Here is a 17,667-nt window from a genome sequence, read left to right on the forward strand (position 1 = left end):
CTTAACTAGCGACGCTTGCGCGACAGGAAGCGCGCAAACAGGTTGAAGGCCAAAATGATCACCATCAGCAAGAGCGCGGTGCCGTAGGCTGCGTTCATGTTGATGCCGTCGTTGGCAAGCAGGTACAGGTGAACCGTCATGGGGCGGCCGGAATCGAGCGGCGAAATAGGTAGATTGATGGCCTGGCCCATGGTGTAGAGCACCACGGCGGTCTCGCCGATGGCACGGCCGATGGCAAGGACGATGCCCGTGGCAATGCGGCCAAAGGCCGAAGGAAGCACGATCTTGGAGACGACCTGCCACTTGGTAGCGCCCAGGCCGTACGCGCCCCAACGGATATAGCGCGGAACGGCGCGAATGGCTTCTTCGGTGGTGCGCATGACGATGGGAAGCATCAAGAGCGCGAGCGCCAGAGCGGCCGAGACCATCGAAAGGCCCAGGCCCATAGCCTCGACAAACAAGGCGTAGCCAAACAGGCCCATAACGATGGAGGGCACCGAGGCCAAAGCGTCAGCAGCGTAGCGAATGAGCTCGACGACCTTGCCCTGCTTGGCGTACTCGGCCAGATAGACGGCTGCCAGCACAGCGATCGGCGTGCAGATAAGCATGGCGAGCGCCGTCACGTAGACGGTCGAGACGATCGTGGGCCAAATTCCGCCCTCGGCGTTGACGCCCTGGGGCCAACCGAAGATAAAGTCGAGCGAGATGTGTGGCAGGCCGTTGATGACCACGTAGGCGATGATAGCGACCAGCACCAGCGTGGTGATGTAGGCAGCGGCACGAAACACGCCAAGCATGATCTTGTTGGACAGGTCCTTGTTGATGCGGCCCTTCTTGCCGTGGGAAAGGGCACGCTTGATGCGCTCGCGCGACGAGGTCGTATCGACCGTCGTGTCAACGGAATCGGACATAGCCTACCCCCTCTTCTTCTTGGAAATCAGACGAACGATACCCACCAGCGTGGCGGAGATGATAAACAGGACCACACCCATGCCGAACAGCGCCGAGCGGTGCAGACCCGAGGAATAGCTCATGTCGAGCGCAATCTGGCTCGTGAGCGTCGAGATGGGGCTCGCAATGCTGTCGGGAATAACCGGGGCGTTACCTACGACCATGAGCACGGCCATGGTCTCGCCGATGGCACGGCCCATACCCAGCACGATGGCATCAACGATACCCAGCTTCGCGGCAGGTAGCACGACCTTATAGATGGTCTGCCACTTTGTGGCGCCCATGGCATACGATGCCTCGCGAATGCCCATGGGAATGGAATTGAGAGCATCGATGGTGAGCGTGGTGATGGTAGGGACGATCATGATGGCGAGCACAAACCACGCCGTCAGCGCACCAAAACCAAGGCCGCCGGTCAGTTGTGCGATAAACGGGCGGATGATGATCATGCCAAAGAAGCCGTAGATGATGGAGGGTATGCCCGCCAGCAGGTCAACGGCGGGGCTGATGAGCTTGCGCACGCGCTTGCTGGCAATCTCGACCAGGTAAACGGCCGTACCCACGCCCAGCGGCACGCCCATGGCGAGCGCACCGACGGTCACCAGACCCGAGCCAGCAAGCAGCGACAAGATGCCGTAGTGGCCCTCGGAAGGCGCCCACGTAAAGCTAAAGAAGTCAGCCAGACCGATGTCAGTAAAGACGGGCAGCGCCGAGTACGTGGTAAAGACAAAAATCAGGATGACGGTAACGACCGCCAAGAACGCGCAGGCAAAGAAGATCCACTGCAGCGCCTTCTCCTTGATATAGGTACTGCGCGATACGAGCGCCAGCTCGCGCTTCTTGGGCGTCTGAACATTCTGCTCAGTCTGGGAGTTTTCCTGTGCTTCCATGCTACTCACTCCCCTTCTCGTCGTTGGTGACGGGAATAAAGCCCGCCTCGCGAATCTGCTTGTCCATCTTTTCGGACGTCACATAGTCGATGTAATCCTGCGCCTGCTGCGAAGGCACACCCTTCACAAAGAAGTAAAGGTCGCGCGAGATGGGATAGCCGCCACTCGCGACCGTCTTCTCGGACGCCTCAACATGATTGACCGAGACGGCCTTGACCGAGGTCTTGGCGTTGAGGCTATCGACGAAGCCCAGCGAAATGTAGCCGATGGCCCCACGCGAACGAGATACCACGTCGCGCACCTGGCCCGTACCCGAAAGAACGGCCGAGCGGCGATCGAACGGCGTGCCATCCATCACGATGGTACGGAAGGCCTCGCGCGTACCGGACGCCTCGTCTCGGTTGATGACCTGAATCCTCAGGTCCTCGCCACCGACCTCTTTCCAATTGGTAATCTTGCCGGCGTAGATATCGCGGAGCTGCTCGGTCGAGAGGTTATCGACGGGGTTGTCGTCGTTCACGATGACCGCAATACCGTCGTGGGCAATGACAATGGGAGTCAGGCCCAGATCCTGTTCGTCGGCATTGAGTCCACGGGAGGAGCTGGCGATATCGGCCGTGCCGGCGCTGACGGCCTCGATCCCAGCGGAAGAACCCAAACCGGAAACGAGCACGTCGATGCCGGTCTCCTCCTTAAAGCCCTCGGCCGCAATCTCGGCGATAGGAAGGCAGGTCGTGGAGCCGGCCACGGTAATGGAAGAGCTAGAAGATCCCGAAGAACAGGCGCACAGCGTAAGCGTAAGCACAGCGGCGCTCAGGACCGATACGATCTTTCTCATAGCATCACGCCGATCGCAGCATGGCGCCCACAGGTGCCGTCCTCGTTACGGTAGGAATAAAAGCGGTCGTTCTGACGCACGGTCGAAAGCTGGGTATCCACGATATTATCCGCGTCGACACCGACATCTACCAGCGCCTCGCGAATGGCAGCGGAAAGATCGAGCATGCGAGAGGTATTCGCATCGATGCAAGAGAACTCGGCGGCAAAGCGATCCATGAGTTCCTGGGATACCTCATATTCGTCACCCAAGATATGGGGGCCGATATAGGCGGAAACGTCGCTCGCATCGCAACCGGCAGCATCGCAAAGCGCCTGGCACGCCTTGGCAGAAATACGTGCAATCGTGCCCTTCCAACCGGAGTGCACCACGGCAAATCCGCCGGGGGCCACCAGCACCACGGGAACGCAGTCGGCAAAGCAGAGCAGCACGGGTACGTTATGCGCCGTACAGACGATGGCATCGCAGCCCTCGGCAATCTGCTCGCGGACGTCCTCAAGGTCATCGGCGCCGTTCGAGGTCACCGCAACGATATGGTCACCATGGACCTGATTGGGAACGAGCAAGTTGTGCTCGCACTCGGCGGCACCCATAGCCTCGAGCGCACGACGACGATTTTCTTGAACAGCAAAGGGGTCATCGCCAACATGCGAGCCCAAGTTGAGTGAGGAGTACGCATCTTCGGAAACGCCACCGGCGCGCTCGGTGAAGGCAAAGCGAACATCGGATGTCGCGCCCTCCACCAACGTAACTCCATCATGGTCGACACGCGAAACTTTGTCCGCACGTGCTGCCATACTAAAGCCTCCTAATAACACAAGTACCGCGGCATCGCCGCTACAGCCCGCGTTTATACGGCTGTCATACTTCTCTAAAAGGATACCTGCTGCGCTGGAGGCAATCGTAAAGGGAACGTAAAGAGATTGGAGGTTCTAGTTTACAAAGTCGAAATAAAAAGGGCGCGTCCATACGGACACGCCCCTGTGCACAACAATGCAAAGAACGACTTAGAAGCTACCGCGCTTCAGGAAGTCGGGAAGCTCGAACTGATCGTTGCCGAAGTTAGGAAGCTCGGTGCCACCGACGTTGCGGGTCGGAGCGGCCTGAGCCGGGCTCGTGGCAGGAGCGGTGCGCTGCGGCTCAGCGGAGGCAGCGGCCTTGCTCTGAGACTGCTGAGCAGCAAAGAGCTCGTCCTGACGGTTGACGTTGGAGTCGGAGAAGCCCGTAGCGATGACGGTGATACGCACCTGATCGCCCAAGGACTCGTCGACAACGGTACCGAAGATGATGTTGGCCTCGGGGTCGACGGCGTTGGCGACAACGTCGGCGGCGTCGCTGATCTCCTGGATGCCCAGGTCCTTGGAACCGGCGATGGAGAGCAGCACGCGCGTGGCACCATCGATGGAGCTCTCGAGCAGCGGGCTGGAGATGGCCTGCTGGGCAGCGTCGACGGCACGGGTGTCCCCAGAAGAGGTACCGATACCCATCATGGCGGTACCGGCCTGCTTCATGATGGTCTTAACATCGGCGAAGTCCAGGTTGATGATACCGGGGACGGTGATGAGGTCGGTGATGCCCTGGGTGCCCTGGGAAAGGACGCCATCGGCAATCGCGAAGGCCTCGAGCATGGTGGTCTTCTTCTCGGCGATGTCGAGCAGCTTATCGTTAGGGATGACGATCATGGTGTCGACGCAATCGGAGAGGGTCTTAATGCCCTCCTCGGCGCTCTTCTTGCGCTTGCGGCCCTCGAAGGTGAAGGGCTTGGTCACGACGGCGACGGTCAGCGCACCGACCTCGTTCATCGCGATATCGGCAACGATGGGAGCAGCGCCGGTACCGGTGCCACCGCCCTCGCCGCAGGTGATGAACACCATGTCGGCACCAGCGAGCGCCTCGGCAATGTCGTCGCGGGACTCATCGGCAGCCTTGCGGCCAACCTCGGGGTTGGCGCCGGCGCCCAGGCCGCGGGTAAGGTCGGTGCCGATGTGCACCTTGATATCGGCATCAGAGATCGCGAGTGCCTGAGCATCGGTGTTGATGGCAACAAACTCGACGCCGCGGATGCCCTCTTCGATCATTCGATTGACCGCGTTGGTACCGCCGCCGCCGACGCCGACCACCTTAATGACGGCAAGGTAGTTGTTGATCTCTGTCTCGTGCATGTCGGTCCTCCGAACAAAGGTTATAGCCATAGCATGGGTCGACCCCTGCGCACATTAACCTTCAGGTTGAAAGTAAATGCAAAGGTAAACCGTATTATGTTTGCACATTATGAACGTATCAGTCAAATAATTGACCGTGAAAACCAAACAAACCAGATAAACGGCGTGGTATGGCCCCTCAACAAAGCATCAACCAGCGCTACGAGGTCGGAGCGTTCCTAAATGTATAGTTACCCGGAGAGCGCACATTGATATACGTTACGCCCTCTACCTGCGAAAGCAGCTTGGTGACTACGCGCTCCTTCTTGACGATATCGTTCGAATCGCCCAGCGACACCTCAATGCCGTTATTGAGGTTTGCCGAGATGGCTTCGACCGAAGGCGTGGAAATATCCTTGACTTGTCCCAAGAACTCGCTCGAAAAACCACGCACATAATCCAAGCCAGCCTTAACGGCCTTGGAGCTCACTGCCTGGCCGGGAACCGGAGCGACATCCGCCGAGACATCAGTCAACAACACCGCGCCATAGTGCTTAGCGAGCGCCAGCGCGGCATCAATGCCGGTCAGGGTATTTGAGCCCTGCCCCGTCGTGATGACGTTGCCCTGGTCATCCACTTCGACCGACGTCGACAGCGGGGCGATCCAGGTGTCATCATCCCCGATGGCCCAGGCAAGGTCATCGGAGCTGATATAGGCAATTGCAATGACCTTGCGCTCCATCGGCGTAATGATGAGCGTATGTGGGAACTGACGCTGGACATCCACGCCCGAGACCCACGGGTTCTGCTTGAGGTCCTCGGTAATCTGGTCGGGATCGACGTTAAAAAGCGACGTTCCCTCGGGCAAATCGATCAGCTGGATAGCATCGTGCTTCGTCACATGCTCGCTGCCTTGAATCTGAATATCAGTGGCGGTAAACAATCCAGAGTTAATCACCACGATAGCAACGACGACGAGCACGGCCAAGACGGCCAAAACGCCGCCCACGATTTTGCCTTTGCCTGTAACGACAGAAGCGGCGTCTGATGTTTTATTTGCCATCGCCCTAAGTAAAGACAACGGGTTGACGCCTTTTTTACCCGAAGGCTTCTTGGCGGTAGCCGGCACCGATGTCAGCGAGCGCGGTTTCGATGCGCCCAGCGTGCGACTCGGACGCGCCGCCTTAGTTCCTGTCGAGGGCTTAGGAGTTGCCATAGGACGGGCAGGCTTGGCGCCCATAACAGGCTTTGACGTCACCGAGGGACGCGAGGACTTTTTTGCGGCCGGACGATTACCGAGCTGCGAGCCGACAACCGGACGACTGGTCTGTCGAGCATGCCCGACAGGCTTAGAGTGCGCGACGATATTGCGTTGAGGTTTGGCAGGCGCGCCGGAACGCCCTCCGGCGCGGCGGAAGGTGGGTTTCGATGCTCTAGAAGCCGAGGAATTTAACTTCCGGTCTGAGCTCGATGCCATACGCCTCCCTCACCTTTCCGTGCACATGTCTGATAACCGCGGCAACGTCATCGGCCGAGGCAGTTCCGTTATTAACGATAAAATTAGCGTGAACGGGCGAAACTTCCGCGCCGCCAATCGAAAAACCCTTTAATCCACAATCCTCGATAAGCTTGCCCACGCTCGCATCGGGCGGGTTGCGAAAGACCGACCCGCAGGATGCGCGACCCATGGGCTGTGTACGCTTGCGCCTCGTCAGGTACCGCTCCATGCGCTCGCGAATGTCGGCCTTGGGCGCCGGTTTAAGCTTGAGCACGCACTCGAGGATGATCTCATTGCGGGGAAGGCTACATTCGCGGTAGCCCCAAGTGATCTCGGACCCCGCATAATGTTTGATACCGGATGCCGGGTCAAACGTTACGACATCCTCAACCAGCGAGCCAATCCACTCGGTCCGTGTGCCGGCATTCATAGATATCGCACCGCCAACCGAACCAGGGATGCCAACGGCAAACTCAAGGCCCGAGAGGCTACGCGACAGGGCATCGTTGACCAGGCGCGCAAACATCACGCCCGCACCGACCGTCAGCGTACAACCGTCATCGGCAACAACCGTGCGCTGAAACTCACGTCCGAGCGAAATGACGGCGCCGCGATAACCGCCATCGGCAACCAGCAGATTGGAGCCCTTGCCGATGATGACCCACGGCACCTGCTCGCGATCGAGCACCGCCACGGCGCGGCGGAGGGCATGATAGCTATGGCACGTCACAAAGAGGTCGGCCTTGCCGCCGATACGATAGCTCGTATGACGCGCAAGGCGCTCGTCCTCGATCACATCCGTGTCGATCATGCCCGAGAGCGCCATGACGGCGTTAAACAGACCCATTAGACTTAAGCGTCTTTCTTGGCAGTCAGATACTCAATGAACTCGGGACCGACGGTCGTAACGTCACCGGCACCCATAGTGAGCAGCAGGTCGCCCTCGCCCACCATCTGCTCGAGCTCCTGATTGAGCTCAAGACGGCTGGAGCAGTACACGACCTCCTTGCCAGGATGCTTGGCGCGCACGGTATCGGCGAGCATCTTAGAGGTGACACCCGGAATGGGCATCTCGCCAGCCGAGAACACATCAATCAGCAGCAGTTTATCGGCATTGGCAAATGCATCGGCAAAGTCGTCGCACAGGGCCTGCAGGCGCGAATAGCGGTGCGGCTGGAACACGACGTCGACGTGCTTGTAGCCCAGCGACGAAGCAGCAGCAAGCGTCGCCTTGATCTCGGTGGGGTGATGGCCGTAATCATCGACCACGGTGATGCCATCGATATCGCCCACGTGGGTAAAGCGACGGCGGACGCCCTCAAAGCTCGAGAGCGCCTTGGCGGCGGCGTCGATGTCAAGGCCCAGGACATGGGCGACGGTGAGCACCGCCGTGGCGTTGAGCATGTTGTGGCGACCGGGATTGCTCTTGATCTCCACAGCGTGCTCAGTGCCGTCCTCAAAGCGAACGATAAAATCGCTCTGGATGCCCTTGACATCCGGGTGCATGCAGACGATGTCGTTGCTCTCGGCAAAGCCGTAGGAAAGCACGTGACGACCCGTCGACTTGGCGAGCTCGACCAGATGCGGGTCCTCACCGCAGACGATGACGGTGCCGTCCTCGCCCACCAGGCTCATGAATTTGGCGAAAGTTGCCTCGATCTCCTCGATACCCGAGTAGTGATCGAGGTGGTCGGCCTCGACGTTGGTCACGATGACCACGTTGGGGTTCAGGAACAGGAAGGAGCTGTCGGACTCGTCGGCCTCAGCGACAAAGTAGTCGCCCGAGCCGTTCTTGCCGTTCGTGTCATAGCCCTCGACGATGCCACCGATCAAGAAGCTCGGATCCAGACCCATGCGGTCGAGCATGGTGGCGCACATCGAAGACGTGGTGGTCTTGCCATGCGTGCCGGCAACAGCGACGGTGGTGTAGCCGTGGCCCAAAGCAGAGAGCATCTTGGCACGGGGCCACACGGGAATACCAAGCTCGCGAGCGCGCACGAGTTCAGGGTTGGACTCCGGAATAGCGGTGGAGACAACAACCACGTCGGGCTTGACCTCGTCGATCGTGGCGGCCTCATGGCCCACATGCACCTTCACACCAGCGCGGGTAAGCTGGCGGATATAACGTGACGTCTTAAGGTCGGAGCCGGTAACGGCATAACCGCGCTCGTGAAGAACGAGGGCGATGCCGCTCATGCCGGCGCCGCCGATACCGATAAAGTGGGCGCTCTTAAACTCGGGCGCGGAGGTTGCAGTCTGGGAATCAGCCATGTGCTCGTGTACTCCTTGCGTAAACACTGCCTGTAACCCGTTAACTGTACCGCACCTACCGCATCAGCGCGAGGGCGACCGACGATATCCCGTCTAACTAACGCAAACCCTCTACCGCATCCGCCAGAAGAGCGGCGGCCCTATCCTGAGCCAGACCACGCGCCGCCTGACGCATGGCGTCGCGCGCCGCCGCGTCATCGACCAGGTGCAGCAGTTCATCGGCAAAGGCAGAACCGTCGATATCGGCATCGGCGCAGAGCACGCCGGCCCCAGCGTCGACCAGATAACGGGCATTGGTGGTTTGGTGGTCGGCCGTCGCATGCGGGTACGGCACGAGCACCGAAGGCACGGCGAGTGCAGCGATCTCGGCCACGCTCGATGCGCCCGAACGCGAGAGCACCAAATCGGCAGCAGCCAGCATATCGCCCATGTTGTCGATGTAAGGCTGGACGCGGTAACGCTTCGCCTCCTCGGGCGTCAGCGCCAAAGCGCGCTCGGTCTCCTCAAAGCCGTCGGCACCCGTCGAATGCAACACATAGAGGTTCTTGCGCGAAAGCAGCTCGTTTTTGAGCGAAGCCACACGCTCGTTGAGGTGCTGGGCGCCAAGTGAACCGCCAAAGACGAGCAGCAGCGTAGCGTCCTCGGGAACGCCAAGTGCCTTGCGGCCGCGAGCGCGATCGCCCTCGATCACCGAGCGACGTACGGGGTTGCCGGTCATGAGCACGTGGTCAGGGTCACCTTCGCGCTCAAAGACCGAACGCGCTGCCGGCACCGAGATGCACACGCGGGCGGCGTGGGAGTTCATCATCTTGTTGGCCAGGCCCGGAACAGAGTTCTGCTCATGCAGCAGATACGGAACGCCCGCGCCCTTGCACCACCCCAGCAGCGGAACCTCGACATAGGCACCAAAACCAATGGCGGCATCGGGCTTGCCGACCTTTGAGAAATGACTGGCGAGCGCACGCTTGGCTTTGTTGACACGCCACAGCGAGGTCAGCGCCGTCCAAGGACGGGAGCGGTCGAAGCCCGTGACCGTAATGGGCACAAAATCAAACCCAGCCTCGGGGACCAGACGACCCTCGAGCTTGCGCGACTGGCCCACGAACACAACGTGGTGGCCACGGTCACGCAGCTCTTCGGCCAAGGCGAGCGCGGGGTTGATGTGCCCGGCCGTGCCGCCGGCTGCAATAGCAACGGTCATTTTATCGGTCATGGTAGTCCCTTCGTACACGCGGTCCCTGGTCGTCGGTACGCAGACGCGCCGACGGGTCCGAGTTCAAATCGATTCGATTATATCCGCCGCCCGCGTTGCGAGGGCTGGGGCGCTGAGGACGACCTTGCGGCGCCGTTCGCTGACGCGGGCGGGCTGCCGGCTCGGTCGCAGAGCCATCCAGGACGGTAAAACCGTTACGCGAAGATCGCTCGCCGCGCACGTGGGGCACGCCGGCGGTACTCTCATCCATAACGGCAAAGCTCTCGCGGCGGCGGTCATACTCATCGCGGCGGGCGCTCTCGTACGAAACGCGCAGGATCAACCCGGCAAGCATGAGCGACACAATAATCGACGAACCGCCGTAGCTAATAAACGGCAACGGTTTGCCCGTCATGGGAAACACGTTGAGGATGCCCAGCGCGTTAATCAAAAACTGCACTGCGAGAATGACCGCGGAGCCAGACGCCATAAGCGCGCCCCGGCGATCGGTCGCCTGCTCGGCAATGCGAAACGCCGAGTAGATCAGCATCGCAAACACCAAGAAGAACAGCACGGTTCCGACAAAACCGACTTCCTCGCCAATGATGGCCAGGATGTAGTCATTGTGCGCCTCGGGCAGATACGAGTACTTCATGGTTGAGTTGCCGATGCCACGGCCGAACAGACCGCCCGAGGCAAAGGCCATAATGGCAAGCGTGGCCTGATAGCCGTCACCATACTCGTCGGCCCAAGGGTTCAAGGCAACCTGAATACGCACCATACGGTACGGCTCTGCGACAAGCGCAATCACGATCACGAGAATGCCGAAGATTAGCACGCCGATGATAAATCTGGGGTCGAGACCCGCAAACAACGCCATGCACATGAGGGTCAACAGGATGATCAGGACAGTACCGAAATCGGGCTGGATAAAGATCAGAAAGAGCGAAATGCCCAGGTAGATGCCCATCTTGCGAAGGAATTCGTTGATGTTGCCACCGGGCGAAAAGAAGCGATCAAGCATGATGGCCGAATACGCAATGGCAAATGGCTTTAAAAACTCGGAAGGCTGGAACTGAATACCGGCGATGTTAAGCCAGCGCGTGGCGCCACGGCTGCCGCTGCCCACCAAGAACACCAGAAACAGTAGCCCTATCATGCCTATGAGGAAGATCCTGAGCACATCCTCCCCAAACCAGCTGTCCGGCAAAACGCGCACGATGGCAATCAGCGCCAGAACACCGACCACGGCAAACGCGGCCTGTCGACCCAGAAAAAACGTCGCCGAGCCATTCTCGTGCAGCGCCTCGACCGAAGACGCCGAGTACACCATCAGCAGGCCAAAGCATACCAAGGTAAACAAGCAGGCCATGAATATCAAACGGGGGCGCATGATACGGGCGGGAACGCCGGCAATATAGCGTTCGCTAAACGACTGCCCGCCGCGACCGGAACGCGGTGTGCTGCGCCGCGAGGAAGCACGGTCCGAGTCGGGCCTCCTCATACCTTGTCGGGGGCTCTCCTCTCTCACCGGCAACCCCTATTCCATTTGCGATTTCGCCGCAGCGGCAAGCTGGGCCACATAGTCCTTAAACACGCGGCCGCGCTCCTCATAGCCCGAGAACTCATCGAACGAAGAGCAGGCAGGAGAAAGTAAGATCACGTCGCCACGGCTCGACAGCGAACGGGCGACGTCCACGGCATCGCGAAGGTCATCCGCCTGGGCGATATCCACATCGCCGTCGACATCGGCCTCGTCCATAGCGGCGGTGAAACGCTCGCGCGCATCGCCAAAGCAGACGACCGAGCGTACGTTATCCATAACAACGCGCGCGAAGTCCGTGAGCGGCGTGCCCTTATCGTGGCCGCCGAGCAGCAAGATCACGTCGTCATCGGGAAATGCCGTCAGTGCCTTCTCGACCGCATCGGTGTTGGTCGCCTTGGAATCGTTGACGTAGCGCACGCCGTCAATCTCGCCACACGGCTCCACGCGGTGCTCGAGCGGCTGGAACGAGGCAAGACCGCGGCAGACACCATCGACATCGGCACCGACCGCCAAGGCAGCCGTGGCGGCGCACAGGGCATTGATAACATTGTGATGGCCCGAGATCTTGAGCTCGGATGTAGCGATGAGCGGGGTCTCGACGCCCTTCAGGCGCACGACCATCTTGCCGTCGCGCACAAAGGCGGCATCCTCGCCCTCAGGCTCGTCAAAGGCAACCTTGCAGATGCGACGACCCGGCGTGTAGATGTACTCATCGAACTCGTGAATGCCGGCGTCTTCGACGTCGACAACCGCCAGATCGTCATCGACCATATTGTCAAACAGTTTGATCTTGGCAAGCGCGTAGTTCTTATGGCTCTTATGCCAGCCCAAGTGGTCGGGAGTGATGTTGAGCAGCACCGCCACGCGGGGGTGGAGCTCGGTTGTCGTAGCAATCTGATAGCTCGAGAGCTCAGCCACAAACCACTCGTTGTGGGCTCGGCCGTCAATCTCGTTGACCGGCGGCTCGCCGATGTTGCCGACAGCAACGCTGGCCTCGCCGGCAGCCTTAAGCAGATAATCAGTCAGCGACGTGGTGGTCGTCTTGCCGTTGGTGCCCGTGATGGCAATCCAGTTATCGGGCGACAGGCGATAGGCAAACTCGGGCTCACCCATAATCTGGGCGGCATGCTCGCGCCCGGCCTTAAAGAAGCCCGAGAACTCCGAGATGCCCGGGCACGTCACGCATACGTCATAGGCGCCCTCGACCTGTTCGGTCCCATAGACAAACGACGCACCAGCGGCCTCGAGCGCACGCGTGGCGTCATTGGGCTCAGAGGTGCCACCGCCATACACGGTAACGGCACTTACGCGCTCGGGATGTGCCAACGCCCAGCGGGCGACATCGAGACCGGATTTGCCCTGACCCAAAACGAGCAGGCTAAAGACATCAGCAAGAGACATGAAAGACCACTATCCCAACTGGAAGAACAGAGCAAGGCCAACGGCACCAAAGGCAGCAGCGATAATCCAAAAACGGATGACGACCTTGGTCTCGGCCCAGCCCTTCTTTTCGAAATGATGATGGATGGGCGCCATAAGGAAGACGCGCTTGTGCGTAAAGTGGAAGTAGACAACCTGAATCATGACCGACAGGGTCTCAACGATAAACAGGCCACCGATGATGAGGGAGACGACCTCGGTGTTGGTCATGATGGACGTGCAGGCAAACGCGGCACCCAGGGCAAGCGAGCCGGTATCGCCCATAAAGATGCTCGCCGGATAGCAGTTGAACCACAGAAAGCCCAAGCAGGCACCGGCACACGCGGTGCAGAAGATGGACAGGTTCACGTCTCCGTGCAAAAACGCCATGGCGGCCATGGCGAGCATAGCGATCATGGAGGTGCCGCCAGCAAGACCGTCAAGGCCATCGGTCAGGTTCACGGCATTAGAAAGACCGGCGATCATCAGCCAGCAAAAGACAATATAGAGCCACGGGAACGAAAGGCCGCAGATGGTGGTCGAAAGCACGCCAAGGTCGATCGTCAGGCCGCCGGGAAAACGAATCTCGGGGGCGACGCCGCACCAGTTAACGGCAAGTACCGTAAAGGTGACACAGATAATGGTTAGACCGATCATCTTGGCATGAGGCGTCAGACCGAGCGAGCGCCCATGCGTAACGGAGGTCAGGTCGTCAATCAGGCCCAGAACGCCGGTCGCCAGCGTGGCGAGCAGCACGAGCACGAGCTCGGTGGTGAGCTTGCCCATCAGCAGGCAGGTCAGCGAGATCGCGACGAGGATGACAACGCCACCCATGGTGGGCGTTCCCTGCTTAACCAAATGACGCTTGGGGCCGTCGGCACGAACCTGCTGGCCGATACCCTCGACCTTGAGTAGCTTGATCCACCACGGCATGAGCAGCAGCGCAATGGCGGCGGCGATGCCAAGCCCCAAAAAAGCCTGATACGTTGGATACGAGGGATTGCCGAACATGGGCTAGCACACACCTTCCACAAAGCGGTCGAGCTCAACAAAGCGGGAACCCTTGACCAGTACAACATCATGTTTTTCAAGCGCGCCGCCCATGCGGTCGAGCACCTGCTGATAATCGGAGAACACCTGGATGCGGTCCTCGTCCATACCCATCATGCGCGCGGCATCGGCCATAAGCTGGGCCAGCTCACCACCCACGCACGCCAGCATGTCGAGCTTCTTGGCGGCGGCATAGGCGCCCACGAGCTCATGCATGCGAGGAGCCTCATCGCCCATCTCGCCCATCTCGCCCAGGATCGCCATGCGAGACCCCGTGCACGAAAGCGAGCACAGTAGATCGAGACCAGCAGCCATGGATTCGGCGCTGGCGTTATAGGAATCGTCAATGACGCGGGCACCGCTCTTGGCGCGCTTGATCTCCTGGCGGTGACCGGTAATCGTGAGGCCCCTAAAGGCAGCATCGATCTGCTCGGGCGTCACGCCCAGGCGATAGGCAACCGCGGCGGCCTTAACGGCATTTGGAACGGACTGCACGCCGGGGATAGCAAGCATGGTATCGATTGTCTCGCCCTGACCAAAATCGAGCGTAAAGACCGGACGGCCCTCGTCATCAACACGAACTTCGCGGGCGCGGACCTCATCATCGTCCGAGACGCCGGCCAGCATCACATCGATACCAGCAGGCTGGGCGAACGTATCGCGAATGAACGGCGTAAAGTCGTCCTCGCCGCCCAAAACCAGTAGCGGCAAATAGTCGCCGGCGGCGCACATACCCTGGACAATCTCGGCCTTAGCGCGGGCGATGTTCTCGCGGCTGCCCAAAATGCCGATGTGAGAGGTACCGATCTTGCTCACGATGGCAAGGTTGGGATTGGCGGACTGGGACAGGCGCTCAATCTCGTGGAAATGGTTCATGCCCATCTCGAGCACCAGGACCTCGGTATCGGCCGGAGCGGAAAGCACCGTGAGCGGCATGCCGATCAGGTTATTGAAATTGCCCTTGGTGGCCCAGACACGATAGCGCTTGGCGAGCACAGCGGCGAGCACGTCCTTGGTCGTCGTCTTGCCGATGGAACCGGTAATGCCAACGACCAGGCAGCCAAGCTCCAGACGGTACGCGTGCGCCAAACGCAGCAGAAACTCCTCGGGATCATCGGTCAGCAAGATGGCACAGCCCTTGTCCTGCGCCAGCGAGACCAGCTCAGCCTCGGGCTCACGCGTCATCACGACGGCGCCGGCACCCGACTGGACGGCACGGGAAGCAAAATCATTGCCGTCGACGTTTTCACCGGGAAAGGCGACGAAAATCGTCCCTTCCTCGACCTGACGCGAGTCGATAACGCACCCGCGGCATACCCGATCGGCTTCTCCCGTCACGGTTCGGGCCCCTGTTGCGGCCGCGAGGTTGTTGACGGCGATCTCTATCATTGCAGCTCCCCTGTAAACCTAATAATGCTATCGGCGTATTGTATCCCAGCGCCGCGCATGCGTGGTGCAGGGCATGTGAACACCCCTCATATGGGACAACAAACCACGCCCCAAAGATTGTAACCCCCTACCTCGTGCGCGGGATACCCAGCACGTCGAGCGCGTTGGCCATAATGGACTGGAACGGCACCGCAGCGGCATCTGAGCCGCTCGGCGTTCCGTCGAGCGTGATATAGCACAGCACCTTGGGCGATTGTGCCGGTGCAAAGCCCATAAAGGACGACATGTAGTTCTCCTTGAGGTAGCCGCCGTTCTCGTCGGCACGTTCGGCCGTACCGGTCTTACCCGCCACGTCATAGCCGTCAACCGCGCCGCCAACGCCCGTTCCCTCGGACACGACCGTCTGCATGCACGATGTCACCTGGGATGCAGCATCCTCAGAAATCGCGCGCTCGCCTTCGCCCCAGTCCTTCTCGTCGCCTTTGCTGGACTTATAGAAGTGCGGTGTCATCATCACGCCGCCGTTGGCGATGCCGCCCACGGCACGTGCGATCTCAATCGGCGAGACGGACAGTGCCTGTCCAAAGCTCATCGAGCCCAGTGTGGCGCCGTCATACTGGTCACGCTCCTTGACGATACCCAGGCTCTCGCCCGGAAAATCTACACCAGAGCTGTGACCGATGCTCCACTTGTCCACATAGGCGGCAAAGTCGTCGGCACCGATCTTGCGCCCCACCAGGACAAAGCCCACGTTGGACGAACGGCGCATCATCTCGCGCACATCCATGGTCATGGCGTAGTCGCGCTTGTCGGCATCGGTGACGGTATCGTCGCCCACCTTGATGCTCGCCGGCACCTCAAACGACGTACTCGATCGCACGACACCCAAGTCGAAGCCGGCGCCCGCCACGAGCGTCTTAAAGACCGAGCCGGGCTCGTAGGCGTCGGTGACCAGGCGCAAGTTCATATCCTCGGTTTTGGCGTTTTCCAGATCGGTCTGGTCGTAAGTCGGATACGAGCAGGCTGCCAAGATCTCGCCTGTCGTAGGATCGGTGACCAGCGCCGAGCCGTTCTTGGCCTTTGTCTTCTCGACAGCCTCTGCCAGGGCATCCTCGGCCGCACGCTGGATATTGACGTCGAGCGTCGTCACGATATCAACGCCGTCGACCGCGGCCACCTTTTTATAGGCACCGCCCGCGATATAGCTGCCGTCCCTCGCGCGCTCGCGTACGAGAGAACCGTTCGTGCCAGTCAGAAGCTTGTTGTATTGCTTTTCGAGACCCGTCAAGCCGTCGTTGTCCACATTCACTACACCCAGCACCTGCGATGCCAGGTTGCCGTATGGATATACGCGCTTCATGGCCTGCTCAAAAAGCACGCCGGGCAGGTTCTTCTTCTCCAGCGCCGCAACATCGTCTTCGTCCACCTGGCGCTTGATATACACCCAGGTTCCATCGGACTCAACGAGCTTGCGGCAGGTCTTTTTATCGATTCCAGTTGCCTTGACCAGCGCCGACACCGTCTTGCCAACATCCTCGACAAGCTGCGGGTTCACGGCGATGTTGCGACATTCGACTGACGACGCCAGCACGTTGCCGTTGCGGTCGTAGATGGTGCCACGTTTGGCATAGAGGGTCTGCGCAAGCAGGCGACGCGCGTCGGCACGCTCGCGCAGTTTATCGGCTTCGACAATTTGATAGTCGGCAAGGCGAAAGACGCCCAAGCCCAAGCCAAGCCCGATGAAGCCCATGACGGCTTTGCGGCGAGGCAGAGGCGCGCCTGTGAGCCATTCGGTCGACGAACTCTTGCGCGACCTGGTGTTATGCACTTGAGGGCCGCCCGAGCCGCGAAGTCGCGACGCCGGGTCGTTGCCACGGGACTGCCCGGCGTTGTAAGATTGCCGACCCGTTCCTTGATAACCAGAACGTCCCCGCGACGAGGGACGTCCAGAACCGCGGCCCCCATCGGAACCGCGGCGATAGTCATTTGTCATACTCAGCTACCGTCTTGCTACTGAGCGGTCGCGGTCGCGTTGGCGCCCGCGGCTGCATCCTGCGAAAAGTCAAGTGTAACGCTCTCGCTGGGCTCCACCATGCCATAAGCGCCCGCAAGGTCGCGAATGCGCGTGTCGGCGCCATAGACCGAATGCATGACCTCCAGGTCGGAGCTCTCATCGGTCGCCTTTTCGAGCGTGTTGGTAAGCTCGGCGTTGCTGTTGAGCACCTGGGCCGTAACGCCGGCGAGCGCCACGCGGGCGACGCCGATCGTCATGAAGATAGCCGCAATGATGCAAAACGTTTTAAGAACGCTCATGAAAACCGGGCTGACCGCCTGGTTTGCCTGACGGCCCGCGCCCGTGTAGACATCAAAGCGCGGCGTGCGCTGCTCACGGGGAGCAACGGGGGCCTGCAGCGTCTCACGATAGGCGGGCATGGCGTTCATATCATAGGCGAGTGCTGCGCTTGAAGTGTTGTAGCCCATG

At 60.1% G+C, this 17,667-nt stretch carries 15 protein-coding genes; all 15 read right to left on the reverse strand.

Annotation, left to right across the window (positions count from 1 at the left end; genetic code table 11):
- Window positions 1-5 precede the first annotated feature (5 nt).
- Entirely contained in the window at window positions 6-911 is a 906-nt protein-coding gene (pstA, locus tag I1969_RS00435; RefSeq protein ID WP_006234250.1) for a phosphate ABC transporter permease PstA, read from the reverse strand.
- Between the two features lie 3 nt (window positions 912-914).
- The gene (pstC, locus tag I1969_RS00440) at window positions 915-1,841 is read right to left on the reverse strand and encodes a phosphate ABC transporter permease subunit PstC (RefSeq protein ID WP_006234251.1); all 927 of its coding nucleotides are present in this window, start codon (window positions 1,839-1,841) and stop codon (window positions 915-917) included.
- A 1-nt stretch (window position 1,842) separates the two neighbouring features.
- On the reverse strand, window positions 1,843-2,679 hold the full coding sequence (locus I1969_RS00445; protein WP_195232066.1) for a phosphate ABC transporter substrate-binding protein: 837 nt from the start codon (window positions 2,677-2,679) through the stop codon (window positions 1,843-1,845).
- Window positions 2,676-3,476, reverse strand: a complete 801-nt coding sequence (locus I1969_RS00450; RefSeq protein ID WP_138374476.1) for a polyphenol oxidase family protein — start codon at window positions 3,474-3,476, stop codon at window positions 2,676-2,678. Before I1969_RS00450 ends, I1969_RS00445 begins: the two co-directional genes overlap by 4 nt.
- A 210-nt stretch (window positions 3,477-3,686) precedes the next feature.
- On the reverse strand, window positions 3,687-4,841 hold the full coding sequence (gene ftsZ, locus I1969_RS00455; protein WP_022094491.1) for a cell division protein FtsZ: 1,155 nt from the start codon (window positions 4,839-4,841) through the stop codon (window positions 3,687-3,689).
- A gap of 199 nt (window positions 4,842-5,040) precedes the next feature.
- Window positions 5,041-5,829: a cell division protein FtsQ/DivIB gene (locus I1969_RS00460; protein ID WP_271747921.1), complete on the reverse strand. Its 789-nt coding sequence runs from the start codon at window positions 5,827-5,829 to the stop codon at window positions 5,041-5,043.
- A gap of 424 nt (window positions 5,830-6,253) precedes the next feature.
- The gene (gene murB / locus I1969_RS00465; protein WP_006234257.1) at window positions 6,254-7,165 is read right to left on the reverse strand and encodes a UDP-N-acetylmuramate dehydrogenase; all 912 of its coding nucleotides are present in this window, start codon (window positions 7,163-7,165) and stop codon (window positions 6,254-6,256) included.
- Window positions 7,166-7,170: 5 nt separating this feature from the next.
- Complete coding sequence (gene murC / locus I1969_RS00470; protein ID WP_055286074.1) at window positions 7,171-8,589, reverse strand: UDP-N-acetylmuramate--L-alanine ligase; 1,419 nt, start codon at window positions 8,587-8,589, stop codon at window positions 7,171-7,173.
- Window positions 8,590-8,686: 97 nt separating this feature from the next.
- Entirely contained in the window at window positions 8,687-9,802 is a 1,116-nt protein-coding gene (murG, locus tag I1969_RS00475) for an undecaprenyldiphospho-muramoylpentapeptide beta-N-acetylglucosaminyltransferase (RefSeq protein WP_089571582.1), read from the reverse strand.
- Entirely contained in the window at window positions 9,792-11,312 is a 1,521-nt protein-coding gene (gene ftsW, locus I1969_RS00480; protein WP_195232068.1) for a putative lipid II flippase FtsW, read from the reverse strand. Before ftsW ends, murG begins: the two co-directional genes overlap by 11 nt.
- A 9-nt stretch (window positions 11,313-11,321) precedes the next feature.
- Window positions 11,322-12,728 (reverse strand): UDP-N-acetylmuramoyl-L-alanine--D-glutamate ligase, encoded by a 1,407-nt coding sequence (gene murD / locus I1969_RS00485; protein ID WP_195232069.1) that lies wholly within the window; start codon window positions 12,726-12,728, stop codon window positions 11,322-11,324.
- A gap of 9 nt (window positions 12,729-12,737) precedes the next feature.
- Window positions 12,738-13,757: a phospho-N-acetylmuramoyl-pentapeptide-transferase gene (gene mraY / locus I1969_RS00490; RefSeq protein ID WP_006234262.1), complete on the reverse strand. Its 1,020-nt coding sequence runs from the start codon at window positions 13,755-13,757 to the stop codon at window positions 12,738-12,740.
- A 3-nt stretch (window positions 13,758-13,760) separates the two neighbouring features.
- Window positions 13,761-15,185: a UDP-N-acetylmuramoyl-tripeptide--D-alanyl-D-alanine ligase gene (locus I1969_RS00495; protein WP_195232070.1), complete on the reverse strand. Its 1,425-nt coding sequence runs from the start codon at window positions 15,183-15,185 to the stop codon at window positions 13,761-13,763.
- Window positions 15,186-15,312: 127 nt separating this feature from the next.
- Entirely contained in the window at window positions 15,313-17,013 is a 1,701-nt protein-coding gene (locus I1969_RS00500) for a peptidoglycan D,D-transpeptidase FtsI family protein (protein WP_324248640.1), read from the reverse strand.
- Between the two features lie 182 nt (window positions 17,014-17,195).
- Window positions 17,196-17,666, reverse strand: coding sequence for a hypothetical protein (locus I1969_RS00505; protein WP_195232071.1), 471 nt, complete (start codon window positions 17,664-17,666; stop codon window positions 17,196-17,198).
- Window position 17,667 lies beyond the last annotated feature (1 nt).

This window comes from Collinsella aerofaciens, assembly GCF_015548375.1.
GTDB classification, from domain to species: domain Bacteria; phylum Actinomycetota; class Coriobacteriia; order Coriobacteriales; family Coriobacteriaceae; genus Collinsella; species Collinsella aerofaciens_AB.